At 56.5% G+C, this 14,821-nt stretch carries 13 protein-coding genes and 1 tRNA gene; 8 read left to right on the forward strand and 6 right to left on the reverse strand.

Annotation, left to right across the window (positions count from 1 at the left end):
- Nucleotides 1-61: 61 nt before the first annotated feature.
- The 4 genes from OGV82_RS02760 to OGV82_RS02775 form a co-directional block, all read right to left on the reverse strand.
- Nucleotides 62-138, reverse strand: a tRNA-Pro gene (locus OGV82_RS02760).
- Between the two features lie 91 nt (nucleotides 139-229).
- Nucleotides 230-1,921 (reverse strand): kdo(2)-lipid A phosphoethanolamine 7''-transferase, encoded by a 1,692-nt coding sequence (gene eptB / locus OGV82_RS02765; protein WP_047460376.1) that lies wholly within the window; start codon nucleotides 1,919-1,921, stop codon nucleotides 230-232.
- 213 nt (nucleotides 1,922-2,134) lie between these two features.
- The gene (locus OGV82_RS02770) at nucleotides 2,135-3,337 is read right to left on the reverse strand and encodes an L-lactate MFS transporter (RefSeq protein ID WP_024131048.1); all 1,203 of its coding nucleotides are present in this window, start codon (nucleotides 3,335-3,337) and stop codon (nucleotides 2,135-2,137) included.
- A 252-nt stretch (nucleotides 3,338-3,589) separates the two neighbouring features.
- A complete protein-coding gene (locus tag OGV82_RS02775; protein WP_047460372.1) occupies nucleotides 3,590-4,294 on the reverse strand; it encodes an autotransporter outer membrane beta-barrel domain-containing protein in 705 nt (234 codons plus the stop codon).
- 158 nt (nucleotides 4,295-4,452) lie between these two features.
- On the opposite strand from OGV82_RS02775, the gene tag reads away from it, so the two are divergent.
- Both tag and OGV82_RS02785 read left to right on the forward strand, forming a co-directional pair.
- Nucleotides 4,453-5,034, forward strand: coding sequence for a DNA-3-methyladenine glycosylase I (gene tag / locus OGV82_RS02780; RefSeq protein ID WP_012135682.1), 582 nt, complete (start codon nucleotides 4,453-4,455; stop codon nucleotides 5,032-5,034).
- Nucleotides 5,012-5,443: an N-acetyltransferase gene (locus tag OGV82_RS02785; RefSeq protein WP_047460369.1), complete on the forward strand. Its 432-nt coding sequence runs from the start codon at nucleotides 5,012-5,014 to the stop codon at nucleotides 5,441-5,443. The genes tag and OGV82_RS02785 overlap by 23 nt, the downstream gene beginning before the upstream one ends.
- Here the strand turns inward: OGV82_RS02785 and OGV82_RS02790 are convergent.
- On the reverse strand, nucleotides 5,421-7,754 hold the full coding sequence (locus tag OGV82_RS02790; RefSeq protein ID WP_101744178.1) for a molybdopterin guanine dinucleotide-containing S/N-oxide reductase: 2,334 nt from the start codon (nucleotides 7,752-7,754) through the stop codon (nucleotides 5,421-5,423). The genes OGV82_RS02785 and OGV82_RS02790 overlap by 23 nt on opposite strands.
- Before the next feature lie 166 nt (nucleotides 7,755-7,920).
- Between OGV82_RS02790 and OGV82_RS02795 the strand changes: the two genes are divergently transcribed.
- The 6 genes from OGV82_RS02795 to ghrB all read left to right on the forward strand — a co-directional run bounded on the left by OGV82_RS02795 (nucleotide 7,921) and on the right by ghrB (nucleotide 13,886).
- Nucleotides 7,921-8,583 (forward strand): OmpA family lipoprotein, encoded by a 663-nt coding sequence (locus tag OGV82_RS02795; protein ID WP_047460366.1) that lies wholly within the window; start codon nucleotides 7,921-7,923, stop codon nucleotides 8,581-8,583.
- Nucleotides 8,584-8,731: 148 nt separating this feature from the next.
- The gene (locus tag OGV82_RS02800) at nucleotides 8,732-9,748 is read left to right on the forward strand and encodes a LacI family DNA-binding transcriptional regulator (protein ID WP_047463855.1); all 1,017 of its coding nucleotides are present in this window, start codon (nucleotides 8,732-8,734) and stop codon (nucleotides 9,746-9,748) included.
- Nucleotides 9,749-9,848: 100 nt separating this feature from the next.
- Nucleotides 9,849-10,598 (forward strand): sugar phosphate isomerase/epimerase family protein, encoded by a 750-nt coding sequence (locus OGV82_RS02805; RefSeq protein ID WP_047460363.1) that lies wholly within the window; start codon nucleotides 9,849-9,851, stop codon nucleotides 10,596-10,598.
- A 3-nt stretch (nucleotides 10,599-10,601) separates the two neighbouring features.
- Nucleotides 10,602-11,540 (forward strand): sugar kinase, encoded by a 939-nt coding sequence (locus OGV82_RS02810; RefSeq protein ID WP_047460361.1) that lies wholly within the window; start codon nucleotides 10,602-10,604, stop codon nucleotides 11,538-11,540.
- 68 nt (nucleotides 11,541-11,608) lie between these two features.
- A complete protein-coding gene (locus OGV82_RS02815; protein WP_101744177.1) occupies nucleotides 11,609-12,889 on the forward strand; it encodes an MFS transporter in 1,281 nt (426 codons plus the stop codon).
- Nucleotides 12,890-12,911: 22 nt separating this feature from the next.
- Entirely contained in the window at nucleotides 12,912-13,886 is a 975-nt protein-coding gene (gene ghrB, locus OGV82_RS02820; RefSeq protein ID WP_047460360.1) for a glyoxylate/hydroxypyruvate reductase GhrB, read from the forward strand.
- A 93-nt stretch (nucleotides 13,887-13,979) separates the two neighbouring features.
- Here ghrB and OGV82_RS02825 read toward each other — a convergent pair whose 3' ends face one another.
- Nucleotides 13,980-14,690, reverse strand: a complete 711-nt coding sequence (locus tag OGV82_RS02825; protein ID WP_024131051.1) for a DUF3053 domain-containing protein — start codon at nucleotides 14,688-14,690, stop codon at nucleotides 13,980-13,982.
- Between the last annotated feature and the right edge of the window lie 131 nt (nucleotides 14,691-14,821).

Genomic DNA, 14,821 nt, shown 5'->3' on the forward strand with positions numbered 1-14,821 from the left:
TTCTCATCCTCGTTAAATTCCAGACAGCAAAAAGCCAGCCCGTGGGCTGGCTTTTCTGAATTGGTCGGTGATAGAGGATTCGAACCTCCGACCCCTTCGTCCCGAACGAAGTGCGCTACCAGGCTGCGCCAATCACCGAATGCGGGGCGCATCTTACTGCTCAGGTGCGCGCCCGTCAATCCCTTAGTTTGAAAATGCCATTCAATCGGCGAGAAAGTCAGCAGACCGCTTACTGCACCACTGCATTCTGTTCAGCCGGAATATGGCACCAGTCGTTGTTTTCGTTAATTCCGCCATCTGGCGAGGTGTAGCCGAGACATCCCATCACCGTGTCATACAGCTCCACATGACGGCGCGGCGTTTTCATCGCCGCCGCCTGTTGCAGGCGCGCAAGCATCTGCGCATGCTGCGGGTTCTCCAGATACTTATCCGACATCCACACCAGCATTGGCACCCGGAACTGTTCTGGCGGCGCCATCTTGCGCGGCGTGCCGTGCAAATGCTCACGCTCATTGATCGACTCGCCGTGATCGGCGGCGTAAAACACAATGGCTTTCTTATCGCGCAGCTGATCGAACACACGGGTAATAAAGTGATCAACATAGCTCACCGAGTTATCGTAAGAGTTGATCATCTCCGCTTTTGTGCAGCCGTCGTCAACGCCGACACACTCCGGCGTCCACTGCGCAAAGCTGCGGGGATACCGCTGCGTATAGTTATAATGCGACCCTTTGGTATGCATCACGATCAGGTGTTTCCCATCAGGGGTTTGCGCTAACGAACGCTGCATTTCATCCACCAGCAACATATCATCAACCGTCTTACCCCGGTTGCGCGGCTCTGCGCCGATTTGCTCGCGGTAGGCAATGTTATCCGCCATCGTATTGCTGTAGAACCACATTTCGCTCTGCATCGCATACAGATCGGCGCTAAACCCTAACTGCTTCAGCACCGCAAAAATGTTTTGCTCTTTCAGCGTACGCTGCGGATTCTCCGACGCGCCACCCTCGCGCACAAACATACAGCGCAGCGAGAGTTTGGTCGCGGTATCACACGACTCACCCCGGAACGCCGCGAGATTTTTTTCCTGCGCCAGCTTCGGCGTCGTGTTCCGCTCGTAGCCGAAGATGCCCATATGATCCCAACGCGTGGTTTCGCCGATGATAAACACAACATACGTGTCATCAATGCTTTCTGGCGCAACATAGGTAAACTTCTTCGCCGGGTTCATCAGCGAGTTATTATCCGACGACTCATCCACCTGCGCCCAGGCGTACAGCCCTAAAGCCGACAGCCAGTTCGACGGTAAATAAGAGTTCGCCACCACGCCGCCATAGCTCGGCAAATCGATACCCGTTGTTCGTTCAACATTCTTTTGCTGAACGTCGAGCAGGCGAATCGGCGCCCACACCATCACCCCAGCCAGAACCACCGCCGCCACGCTGCGAACGCGCTGTCCCGGCGTGCGTAACTGCCGCAGCAGGGTATAACGACAGCGGTTACTCCAGATAAAGACCAGCGGCAGAATGCTCACCGCCACCAGCCACAAAATGAAGTGCCAGCCGACGACCTCTTTCGATAAATCGATATCCGTGGTCATCACGGAGGCAATAATGCCGTAGCCGATCACCACGTTCAGGAGGGTCATGTAATAGCTGGCGCTCGCGGAGAACAGCACCACCAGCGTAGCCAGAACCCGCCAGACGCGGCGACCAAACAGGGAAAGCAGACGGAGTAAGAAGAACGTGGCGAGAACCGTGGCCCCAAGTTCAACCACTGCCGAGAGGCCTTTCCAGACGGTAAATTCCTGCGCATAGCTGCCAAACCGGCGGTAAAACACTGCGCAATTCATAAACAGGCCGATATAGAGCGCAAGCAAGAAGCTCAGCTTCTGCTGCGTCATCGATTTAATGTATTTCATGCAAGCAAACCCTGGAAATCGGGATAAAAACCACCCGCAAAAGGCCATTCCAGACCGGGCAGGTGGATAAATGCGGTAACAGCAGATGTCAGACAGTCTACACGCGCGGGTATGTAGACCACAGGGAAGCGTAAAAGTGTCGGAAGAATAAGCAAGCGGCCCGGATATTTACAAAAATATCCGGGCCGGGAAGTGGTTAAATGATGAATAAAATCAGGCGTGAGCCTCTTTAAAGACGCGGCGCTGAGGCTGGCGAATCGTGGTCGAGAGCGCCAGAGAGAGGATCAGCAGAGCGAAAATAACGCAGAAGGTGACGTAGAACCCACCGAACAGCGAGGCGATAATCGACCCGCAAATACTGCCAATCCCAAAGCCCAGGTAAATCACGCCGTAGTTTTTCGCCAGGTTATTCAGGCCGAAGAACTCGCTCACCAGCGACGGGAACACCGTGATCGTACCGCCGAAGTTAAAGGCGACGCAGGCAATCGCGGCGAAGAACGTCACATCATTCAGCGGCGCGAACAGTAACGCCGCCATCCCGACCAGCGAGACAACCTGACCGAGGGTAATCACGCGGATACGGGCGATTTTGTCAGACAGAATGCCCAGCACCAGGCGGCCTGACAGGTTAGCGATGGAAATCACCGTGACCGCGTTGGCCGCCGAAGCAACATCCATATGCGCCAGCCCCTGAGCAATGTCTTTCGCCACGCCGATGACATACAGACCGCTCATGCAGGCCGTCAGGAACATCACCGCCAGCATCCAGTACTGCGGTTTACGCATGGACTGCGCCAGGGTGAAGTCGTTTTCCACCACCCCGTTTACCGCTTTAACATCCTGATTCGGCGCGTCTTTCATCAGCGTTGAACCAAAGACAATCATCACCAGCACAATCGCGCCCCAGATCATAAATGTCTTTTCCAGACCGACCGTCGCCAGCAGTTGGCTGTCGATGAATTTGAAGCCGAGGCTACCGAGGCCATAAGAACCAATCGCGAAGGCGGAAATCAGCCCTTTACGTTCCGGGAACCATTTTACGCAGTTAGACAGCGTTAACAGGTATCCCGCCCCGTCTGCCAGGCCAACCAGCACCCCGGCGCTCAGCCACAGCATCATAAGGTTGTTGGAATGCGCCGTTAAAAAGAAGCCGATGCCCAGTAAAACACCTGACGCCATCGTGACGCGTTTTACGCCGAAACGTTCCTGTAATTTACCCGCCACGGAAGAGGAGATCGCCAGTCCCAGGCTCAACAAGCCAAATGAAAAGGCCACCTGGCTGACGGGCTCATCCAGTTTTGCAGAGAGCGCGCCATTAAACAGGCTCCAGGTGTAAACAGAACCTAACGCAAATTGTGTGATGATGGTGCCGATAAGCGTCAGCCAACGGGTACGCTGATAATCAGAAGTTTTCATGGCAGTCTTCCTGCATAAACAAAGGAGAAATTCACTGCCGACAACAATAACGAAGTGCTTTTTATGCAGGGGAAAAACGGCATGAAATGCCATCAGAACGGAATGAAATGCCTGGATTGCGGAATGAATGACGAGACAAAGACTGCGCAGCGTGATTTTTTTAATGTCAGTTAGTACCCACTATCGCTGTATGTCTTGTTATTAAAGAGACTCAATTGTAAAAAACTTGTTTTTATTACGTGCATATTCTCGTTAAAATCTGGCGCTAACGCCCAGGGTGTACAGGTAGTCGCTATTGCTTGCGCTGTTATCTGCCTGAGAGAGCGCCGCATACGCCGCGATATGCGGGTTCAGTAGCATATCCGCCCCCACCGTCACATCCAGCCAGTTGCCATTCTGATCCGCCGCCGTCATTCGACTCAGCCCCGACTGCGCTTTCCAGATGTTCTCGCCGTATTGCTGGTTATAGCTGATTTGCGCCCAGGGACGGATATCGCCAAACTGCGAATTCACCCGCCAGCCCAACGTACTGACGCTGGCATGCCACAGAGGGTCGGTCAGCGCCTGCGCCGTCACGCTGTCGCCAAATTCATTAAACATCGAGGTGGTTGAGCCGTCGTAATGCAGGCTGGCGACCGGCCCGGTCGTCACGCGCCCGGCAAGCGGAAAATTCCAGCCCATGCTCATGCCGCTGGTCGCATCCAGTGGCGTTTGATCGGCCAGGCTCAGCACAGGGCCAGGCGCATTCTGGCTGGACCGAATCCGCTCCGCCAGAATATCGTTGTAACTTGGTTGGTGATCGCTGTCCCATGTATAGCGTTCTGTCGTATGACCCGATACAGCATCAGCGATATATTCTTGTTGCCAGGCATATGCTGTGTTAGTGAAAATTGCACAGACGATAACGCTCGCCAGGCAGCACCACACCTGGCGACCACTGCATTTTTTTATAATCATCAACGCGACTCCAGAGAAGAGCCGAATTCGGCGATATTATTGTCATTGTTTGGCGGTTCCAGGGCTTATTAGCCCTGTATTAAATATTGTCTTTTTAGCTGGCGCATCAAGGCGGGCCGAATGAAATTTTTGCGGTAGTCAAAACAGCGAGGAAGAGTATGCAGCGTTGCGGATGGGTCAGTCAGGACCCACTATACATCGCCTATCACGACAAGGAGTGGGGCATTCCCGAAACCGACGGCAAAAAGCTGTTCGAGATGATCTGCCTTGAAGGCCAGCAGGCGGGGCTTTCCTGGATCACCGTGCTGAAGAAACGGGAAAACTATCGCGCAAACTTCCACCACTTTGATCCCGTTCGCGTCGCGGCGATGCAGGAAGACGACGTTGAGCGTCTGTTGCAGGATGCGGGCATTATTCGCCATCGGGGGAAAATTCAGGCCATCATCGGCAATGCCAGGGCATATCTCGCAATGGAGCAAAATGGCGAACCGTTTGCTGAATTCGTCTGGTCTTTTGTCGAAAACCAGCCGCAGGTAACGCGCGCCGCCAGCCTGAGCGAGATCCCCACCTCAACCCCCGCGTCAGATGCGCTGGCAAAAGCGCTGAAAAAACGCGGCTTCAAGTTCGTCGGCACCACCATTTGCTACTCCTTTATGCAGGCGTGCGGGCTGGTCAACGACCATATCACGGGCTGTTTCTGCCATCCTGGAGGTCAGCATGATTCGCGAATCCCGGACTGACGATATGGCGTCAATTTTGACGCTCTGGATGGAAAGCACGATCTATGCCCACCCGTTTATCGAAGCGCGCTACTGGCGCGAAAGCGAAGCGATAGTGCGTGACGTGTACCTGCCCGCCGCGCAGACCTGGGTGTGGGAAGAAGCAGGTTCACTGAAAGGCTTTGCCAGCGTGATGGAAGCGCGCTTTTTGGGCGCGCTGTTTGTCACGCCAGACGCGATCCGCAGCGGGATTGGCAAGGCGCTGGTGCAGCATGTTCAGCTGCGCTTTACCGCGCTCAGCCTGGAGGTTTACCAGAAAAATCAGTCGGCGGTGAATTTCTACCATGCGCTGGGTTTTCGTATCGAAGACAGCGCATGGCAGGAAGATACACAGCATCCGACATGGATTATGGGCTGGCAGGCGGATTAAACGCCGTAAGCGTCAGCGAGGGGCCGGTATACTTTTCAATCCACGCCAGCGCGGTGTTGCCCGCACAGCCGTTCCCCAGTCGCGAACTGGGGAGATCTTTGGTCAACACGTTTACCGCGCCATTTTTACAGATGCCGCCAGCCGACACCTCTAAATCCGGCCATGCCCCTTCATGAATGCAGATAACGCCGTGTCTAATGCCCTCCGTCACCACCGCGCCCGCCAGAATTTGTCCTCGGTGATTCCAGACCCGCACCGTGTCGCCGTCGGCAATGCCCCGCGTCTGCGCATCCTGCGGATGCAGAGTAACCGGTTCGCGCCCCGCCACCGCATACTGTTCACGAAGCTGGCTGTAGTTAAGCTGGCTGTGCAGACGATGCGCCGGATGGGCGGACAGCACCTGTAGCTGACCGGGTTCGGCATTGCCGTGCCATTCGTCCGGCTCCAGCCACATTGGGTGTCCTGGGCAGTCCGCATAGCCGTAGTCCGCAATTCGCCGGGAGTAGATCTCTATCTTGCCGCTGTCCGTTTTCAGTGGATGCGCGTCGGGGTCGCGGCGGAAATCCGCAAAGCGGATAAACTGCGCGTTGGCCGCATTCTCCGGCATTTCAATCAGATCGTTGGCTTCCCAGAACTGTGCAAACGGCGGCAGCGTCACCTGCTGGCTGGCGCCGCGTTGCCCGGCGATGTTGTAGAAGGTTTCCAGCCACTCAAGCTCGCTTTTCCCTTCGGTAAAGCGCGCATGACCGCCCGTTTCCCAGCGCTCGCTCAGTTCGGCAAACACGTCAAAGTCATTACGGGCCTCATCACGCGGCGGCACAACCTGCTTCATCGGCACCAGATGCTGGTTGCTGTAGTCGCCGGTCATGGTTAAGTCGTTACGTTCATAAGAGGTCGTGGCAGGTAACACAATATCGGCATGTTTCGCCGCAGCGGTCCAGAAACATTCGGAGATCACCACCAGTTCCGGCTTTTGCCAGGCGCGAATCAGACGGTTGGTATCCTGATGATGCGTAAAGTTCGCGCCGCCAGCCCACCAGACGAAGCGGATATCCGGGAAATGGCGGTTCATACCGTTGTGCTGATAGGGCGCGCCGGGATTCTCCAGCGCCTCGACAATGCGCGCCACCGGAATTTTGTCTACCGCATCGGTGCCGCCTGGCAGACTGCCCTGCATTGAAGCCAGTACGGCGGCGCGGCGCGTCGGGTTTCCCCCGTTGGCGAAATGGTACGAGAGGCCAAAACCGCCGCCGGGCGTGCCAATTTGCCCTAACATGGCGGCAAGCGTTACCAGCATCCAGTGTTTTTGCTCGCCGAACTGCTGACGCTGCATCCCCCAGCCAGACATCAACATAGTGGTGTTTTTATGGAAGAGTTCCGCCAGTTCGTGAATTTTAGCGGCGGATACGCCGCAAATATCTGCGGCCCATTCCGCCGTTTTCGCCACGCCGTCGCTCACGCCCAGCAGATAGTCGGCGAATGTCTCGTAACCGGTCGTGCAGCGCGCCAGAAACGCGTCATCATGCCAGCCGTTTTTCACCAGCGTATGCGCAATCCCCAGCATCAGCGCCACGTCAGTCCCCATATGCGGGGCGATCCACTCCATCTTATCGCCAAAGAACGCCGCGCTTTCCGATCGCATTGGATCGATGCAGATCAGTCGTTTCCCGCTGTTGCGCAGCGCGGCAAAGTAAGCAATGCCCTGCTCATCCGACGCATTCCAGGCAATTTTTAGCGTATTCAAAGGGTTGGCGCTCCATAGCACCACCACGTCACTGTGTTCCAGCACAACCGGCCAGCTGGTCTGCTGCTGGTAGACTTCGTTTCCGCCCACCACATACGGCATGATGGCCTGCGCCGCCCCCGTGGAGTAATCCCCCAGATGCCCGGTATACCCGCCCGCCAGCGCCATATAACGCTGCAACAGGGTGGAAGCTTTATGCAGCACGCCATTCGAGCGCCAGCCATAAGAACCGGCAAAAATCGAGGACGGCCCATATGTTTCACGAATACGTTTGTGCTGGGTATGGATCAGATCCAGCGCCTCATCCCAACTCACCCGCACAAATTCATCCTGACCGCGCACGCCCTGTGGCTTCTCTGGCGAGGCGAGAAACCCTTTACGCACCATCGGGAAACGCACCCGGGTAGGGCTGTGAACCTGGTCGCGCACGACGGTTTGCAGGGAATTGAGATGCGAAGTGGGCAGCGCCCCGCGAGACGCGAGAATCGTCTCGCCGTCAGTGTCGACCCGGACAGGTCCCCAGTGGGCGGCGGTTAATACCGAATAGTGCGATGGTGCGTTGATCAAAATGCGCTCCTGAATGCGATGCAGGTGTGACGGCTTATTTATTATGCCGCTCAATGTTACTTACAAATTTAAGAGTCTTCCCTGGAATTTTCTTCATGTTCGCACGTCATAATCAACCGCCACCGTCGCTGTGGCGAAAAAATAAAAAAGTCATTAAGGAACTAAGATGAAAAAACGTGTTTTGGTCATTGCTGCTATCGTGAGCGGCGCCCTGGCAGTATCTGGCTGCACAACAAACCCTTACACCGGCGAGCGCGAAGCGGGTAAATCCGGCATTGGCGCGGGCATTGGTTCTCTGGTCGGCGCAGGCGTCGGCGCACTCTCCTCCTCCAAGAAAGATCGCGGCAAAGGCGCGCTGATTGGCGCAGCGGCAGGCGCGGCGCTGGGCGGCGGCGTTGGCTATTACATGGACGTACAGGAAGCGAAACTGCGTGACAAAATGCAGGGAACGGGCGTGAGCGTGACGCGAAGTGGCGATAACATCATCCTGAATATGCCGAATGACGTCACCTTCGACAGCAGCAGCGCAACCCTGAAACCGGCAGGCGCCAACACGCTGACCGGCGTGGCGATGGTGCTGAAAGAGTACAACAAAACCGCCGTTAACGTAGTGGGCTACACCGACAGTACCGGCGGGCAGGATCTGAACATGCGTCTGTCGCAGCAGCGCGCGGACTCCGTGGCCAGCGCGCTGATCACCCAGGGCGTTGCCGCCAACCGCATCCGCACCAGCGGCATGGGCCCGGCGAACCCAATCGCCAGCAACAGCACCGCCGAAGGTAAAGCGCAAAACCGCCGCGTGGAAATCACCTTAAGTCCGTTGCAGTAATCGTTGTGCCGGGTGGCGACAGTACCACCCGGCACATCACCGGATGGTGGCTTCGCCTTATCCGGCCTACATTCTTATCCGGCATGAAGCGCTTGCCATCGTTGATTTTCGCGTTAAGGTGTTGTCACCAAATTCAGGGAAATCAGCGATGAGCAAATCAACACGGGCAACCATCAGCGATGTGGCGAAAGCCGCTAAAACCGGAAAAACCAGCATTTCACGCTACCTCAACGGTGAGAAGCATTTGCTGTCCGAGGCCCTGCTGGCGCGCATTGAAAAAGCCATTGCCGAACTCGACTATCGCCCAAGCCTGATGGCCAGAGGCCTGAAACGCGGTCGTACCCGCCTGATTGGCCTGATCATCGCCGATATTACCAACCCCTATTCCGTTAACGTGTTGAGCGGCATTGAAGCCGCCTGCCGCGAGAAAGGGTTCACTCCCCTGGTCTGTAACACCAATAATGAGGTGGATCAGGAACTGCACTATCTGGATCTGCTGCGCAGCTACCAGGTGGAAGGCATCGTGGTGAACGCCGTCGGGATGCGCGAGGAGGGGCTGAACCGCCTGCAACAGTCGGCGCTGCCGATGGTTCTGATTGACCGTAAAATCCCTGATTTCGCCTGCGATGTCGTGGGTCTGGATAACACCCAGGCGGCAACAACCGCCACCGAACATCTCATTGAGCAAGGGTTCGAGGCGATCCTGTTTCTCAGCGAACCGCTCGGTATGGTCAATACCCGCCGCGAGCGCCTGAACGCATTTCGTGCGACGCTGGCGCGTTACCCTGGCGTGGTGGCGGAAAACGCCGAGGTGCCGCTGGCGGAAAATACGCAACTGGATAACACCCTGCGCCAGTTTCACCAGCAGCACCGGGGGATGCGCAAAGCCGTGATCTCCGCTAACGGCGCGCTCACATTGCAGGTCGCCCGTTCGCTCAAACGCATTGGTCTTAACTGGGGCAGCGACATCGGCCTGCTCGGTTTTGACGAACTGGAATGGGCAGAGCTGGCAGGCGTCGGCATCACCACGCTGAAACAGCCGACCTGGCAAATTGGTTTTGCCGCTGTCGAGCAGGTTGTACGCCGCATTGAAGGGGGCAGCGACGCGATTCACGAGCAGGTTTTCTCCGGCGAGCTGATCGTTCGCGGCTCCACCGCCCGCTAATTTTCCTTCGTGATGGTGATCATAATTTCGACACACTGCACTTTTCTTTGGAACCGGTTCCATCTAGCGTAATAGCAAGAGCGATAGATTTGGAGTTCCCATGCAAAGAAAAATTATGGTGGTCACCGCCGCCTATGGCTACGACCAGGTGCGTGCCGCAGGCGGGCAAACCGCGATGCTGCCCATCATTGCCGGAGCGGGGGCGGATGGCGTCGAGATTCGCCGTGAAATGTTCACTGACGCCGAGCTTAACGCGCTCCCGCTGCTGGCGGCCGCCATTGACATTTTCGGCCTGCTGGCCTGCTATTCCGCGCCGGAACCGCTGTTTCTGGAGGATGGCAGCCTCAACCCCCACCTTCCCGACCTGTTACAGGAAGCCCGCACGCTGCAAGCGCTGTGGCTGAAAGTGTCGCTGGGTCATTTTGAACGCCAGGATCAGCTCGACACCCTGCGTGACTGGCTGGAGAGCAGCGGCATGGCGCTGGTGGTGGAAAATGATCAAACCGCCTGCGGGAAATTGCGCCCGATGCAACGCTTCAATGCCGCCTGTCAGGTACAGAACCTGCCCATCAGACTGACGTTTGATATGGGGAACTGGCTGTGGGTAGGCGACTCGCCGGAAGACGCCGCACGCTACCTGGCGCCCGCCGTCGGCTATATCCACGTTAAAGCCGCCACGCCCCATCACGACAGTTTCCGCGCCGTTGCGCCGGATGACGCCGACCCCCGCTGGCTGGCGCTGCTGAACGCGCTGCCTGTTGATGTACCGCGCGGTATTGAGTTCCCACTGGAAGGGCAAGACTTGACGGCGGTGACTCGTCGCTACGTCGATTTGTTACGTGAGGAGTAACGCATGAAAAATTCTCTGGATGTCATCACGATTGGTGAAGCAATGGCGATGTTCGTCGCCACGCAAACGGGCGATCTCGCGGACGTAGACGCGTTTATCAAACGCGTCGCCGGGGCCGAACTTAACGTAGCGACCGGCCTGGCGCGCCTGGGGTTAAACGTCGGCTGGGTAAGCCGCGTCGGTGATGACAGTTTTGGCCGTTTTGTCCTTAAGTCGCTTGAAAAAGAAGGGATTGATGCGCAGGGCGTCACGCTGGACGGACGTTACGCCACCGGCTTTCAGCTTAAATCTAAAGTCGAAAATGGAACCGATCCCATTGTGGAATATTTCCGTAAAGGTTCTGCTGCAAGCCACCTTTCCGTGGACGATTACCACGATGCGTACTTCTCCGGCGCGCGTCATCTGCACTTAAGCGGCGTTGCGGCGGCGCTTTCCGCCAGCTCTTATGAACTGCTGGCGCATACCGCCCGAACCATGAAAGCACAGGGCAAAACGATTTCATTCGATCCGAATCTGCGCCCGGTGCTGTGGAAAAGCGAAGACGAAATGGTGGAAAAACTTAACCGCCTCGCCTTCCAGGCTGACTGGGTGCTGCCCGGTCTGAAAGAGGGAATGATATTAACCGGACAGCAAACGCCTGAGGGCATTGCCGATTTTTATCTGCGCCACGGCGTGAAAGCGGTGGTGCTGAAAACCGGCGCGGATGGCGCCTGGTACAAAACCGCTGAGGGCGAGCAAGGCTGCGTCACACCGGTAAAAGTGGACAACGTGGTCGATACGGTTGGTGCGGGCGATGGCTTTGCCGTGGGCGTGATCAGCGCCCTGCTGGAAGGCCGCACGCTGCATCAGGCAGTGACGCGAGGCAATAAAATTGGCGCGCTGGCGATTCAGGTTCAGGGCGACAGCGAAGGATTACCCACTCGTGAAGCGTTAGGCGAATAAACTTCACGCAATGATAACAGCCCCCTGTACCCTACATACAGCGGCGGCATAGTGACAGAGGCAGGCCTATGACAAGCTCAACAAATGCAGCAAAACGCTGGTGGTACATCATGCCTATCGTGTTCATCACGTACAGCCTGGCGTACCTGGATCGCGCAAACTTCAGCTTCGCTTCCGCAGCGGGAATTAACGAAGACCTCGGCATCACGAAAGGGATCTCCTCCCTGCTGGGCGCCCTGTTCTTCCTCGGCTATTTCTTCTTCCAGATCCCAGGCGCGGTGTACGCCGAGCGTCGCAGCGTACGTAAACTAATTTTTATCTGCCTGATTTTATGGGGGGCATGCGCATCGCTGACCGGGATGGTGAGTAATATCCCAATGCTTGCCGCCATCCGCTTTATTCTCGGCGTCGTGGAAGCGGCCGTTATGCCCGCCATGCTGATTTACATCAGCAACTGGTTCACGAAGTCAGAGCGTTCGCGCGCCAATACGTTCCTGATTCTCGGCAACCCGGTGACGGTGCTATGGATGTCTGTGGTTTCAGGCTACCTGATTCAGGCGCTCGGCTGGCGTGAAATGTTCATTATTGAAGGCTTCCCCGCCATCATCTGGGCGTTCTTCTGGTGGGTGCTGGTGAAAGATAAACCGTCACAGGCCGGATGGCTGACGGAGTCAGAAAAAGCCGCTCTTCAGGCGCAGCTGGAAAAAGAGCAGCAGGGCATCAAAGCGGTACGCAATTACAGTGAGGCATTCCGCTCACGCAACGTCATCCTGCTGTGCATGCAGTATTTCACCTGGAGTATCGGAGTGTACGGGTTTGTTCTGTGGCTGCCGTCCATCATCCGCAGCGGCAGCACGAATATGGGCATGGTGGAAGTCGGCTGGCTCTCTTCAGTGCCGTACCTGGCGGCGACGATCGCGATGATCGTTGTCTCCTGGGCATCCGATAAACTGCAAAACCGTAAACTGTTCGTCTGGCCGCTGCTGTTGATTGCCGCCTTTGCCTTTATCGGCTCATGGGCCGTTGGCGCGAACAACTTCTGGCTCTCTTATACCCTGCTGGTTATCGCCGGTGCGGCGATGTATGCCCCTTATGGCCCGTTCTTCGCCATTATTCCTGAAATGCTGCCGCGTAACGTCGCGGGCGGCGCAATGGCGCTGATCAACAGTATGGGCGCGCTGGGCTCTTTCTTTGGTTCATGGTTCGTCGGCTATCTCAACGGCGCAACCGGCAGCCCGGCCGCCTCGTACATTTTTATGGGGGTGGCGCTTTTCGCCTCAGTATGGCTAACTTTAATTGTTAAGCCTGCTAACAATCAGCAATTACCGATTGGCGCACGCCACGCTTAAACCTTAACTCACGGAGATCCGCATGAAGCCGTCCATTATTCTCTACAAAGCGTTACCTGACGATTTACTGCATCGCCTGGAAGAGCATTTCACCGTCACGCAGGTGCCAAATCTTCGCCCGGAAACGGTAGAACAACACGCCCAGGCTTTCGCCAGCGCGGAAGGTTTGTTGGGCTCCAGCGAAACCGTCAATAGCGCACTGCTGGAGAAGATGCCGAAACTACGCGCGGCATCGACCGTCTCCGTGGGTTATGACAATTTTGATGTGGCTGCCCTCAACGCGCGCAGCGTATTGCTGATGCACACGCCGACCGTGCTGACGGAAACCGTTGCGGATACGGTAATGGCGCTGGTGCTGAGCACCGCCCGCCGCGTGGTGGAAGTGGCCGAACGCGTCAAAGTGGGGGAATGGACAAAAAGCATCGGGCCAGACTGGTTTGGCACTGATGTACACCACAAAACGCTGGGGATTGTCGGGATGGGGCGCATTGGTCTTGCGCTGGCGCAACGCGCTCACTTCGGCTTTAACATGCCGATTCTCTACAACGCCCGCCGCCATCATCCTGAGGCGGAAGAACGCTTCAACGCCCGGTACTGCGATCTGGACACCCTGTTGCAGACGGCGGATTTTGTCTGCCTGATCCTGCCGTTGACGGAAGAGACACATCACCTGTTTGGCGCGGCGCAGTTTGCCAAAATGAAGTCCTCCGCCATTTTCATTAACGCAGGGCGCGGCCCGGTCGTGGATGAAAACGCGCTGATTGCCGCCCTGCAAAGCGGTGAAATTCATGCGGCGGGTCTGGATGTATTTGAACAAGAACCGCTGCCGGTCGATTCGCCGCTGCTGTCGCTGCCGAACGTTGTGGCGCTGCCGCACATCGGCTCCGCCACCCATGAGACGCGCTACAACATGGCTGCCTGCGCGGTGGATAACTTAATTGATGCGTTACAAGGCAAGGTGGAGAAGAACTGCGTGAACCCGCAGGTCGCAGGATAATAAATGGCCGGGCGGCGGCGTTGCCCTGCCCGGCCTACAACGTTGCTTAACCGTATGCCCGATCGACGCCAGCGCCATCGGGCATAAACAGCGTTACTGGATCGCGTTTACCGCAGTGGTCCAGGCCTGATTAAATGCCTGGTGCTGAGACGCCAGCGGCCCAATCAGCGTGTTGTACTGGCTGGCCTGCTGTGACGTCGGGAACTGAATGCCGTTCGCGACAAAGCTCACCTGCGTATCCTGCTGCGCCACAAAGTCGCCGACCTGCACCAGTTGCTGCGTGAAAATTTGCGCAGCCGGAATCAGCGGCTGTAACGCCTCCGAAGGCGCCGTCACCACTTTACTGTAAACCTGATCAAAGACCGGTTTCAGGTCGTCGGACTGTTTCAGCGCGCTGTGCGCGGCATCTGCCTGCAATTTCGCATTCTGCAACTGCTGGCCCAGCACGCCCAGAGAACCATTTGCCTGACGCAGCGGCTCGCGCTGAGTGACATAGTCCTGAGGAACGCGGATCGCATTGACGCTATCCACAACCGGACGCAGACCGGAATCCATCGCCTGATTCACCTGCTGCGAATAACCATACAGAATCGCATAATCAGACACGAACGGACCAAATTGTTTTTTCTGATCGGCGGTCAACGTCGGCAGACGCTCCCCGCTACGCATCGCAGTATTCTGCAGGAAATCAATAAACGCTTTACGCTGATCACCTTCTTTATCAAAACACCCGCTCAGGCTAACTACCATTAATAACGCCATAACAGGCGCAAACCAGCGAGAGCAGGACTTACCTGTCGCCATTTTAATACTCCTTTCACCCAAAAATGCGCACAACGATGCCGCGTGCCTGACGCTGACAAGGATAGTCCAGGACAGCCTTGCAAGATACCCTTTCTGCGTAATCTTGCCGTGGAATATTATACGAAGAAACG

Source organism: Citrobacter sp. CK191, from assembly GCF_030333435.1.
Classification (GTDB): domain Bacteria; phylum Pseudomonadota; class Gammaproteobacteria; order Enterobacterales; family Enterobacteriaceae; genus Citrobacter_B; species Citrobacter_B koseri.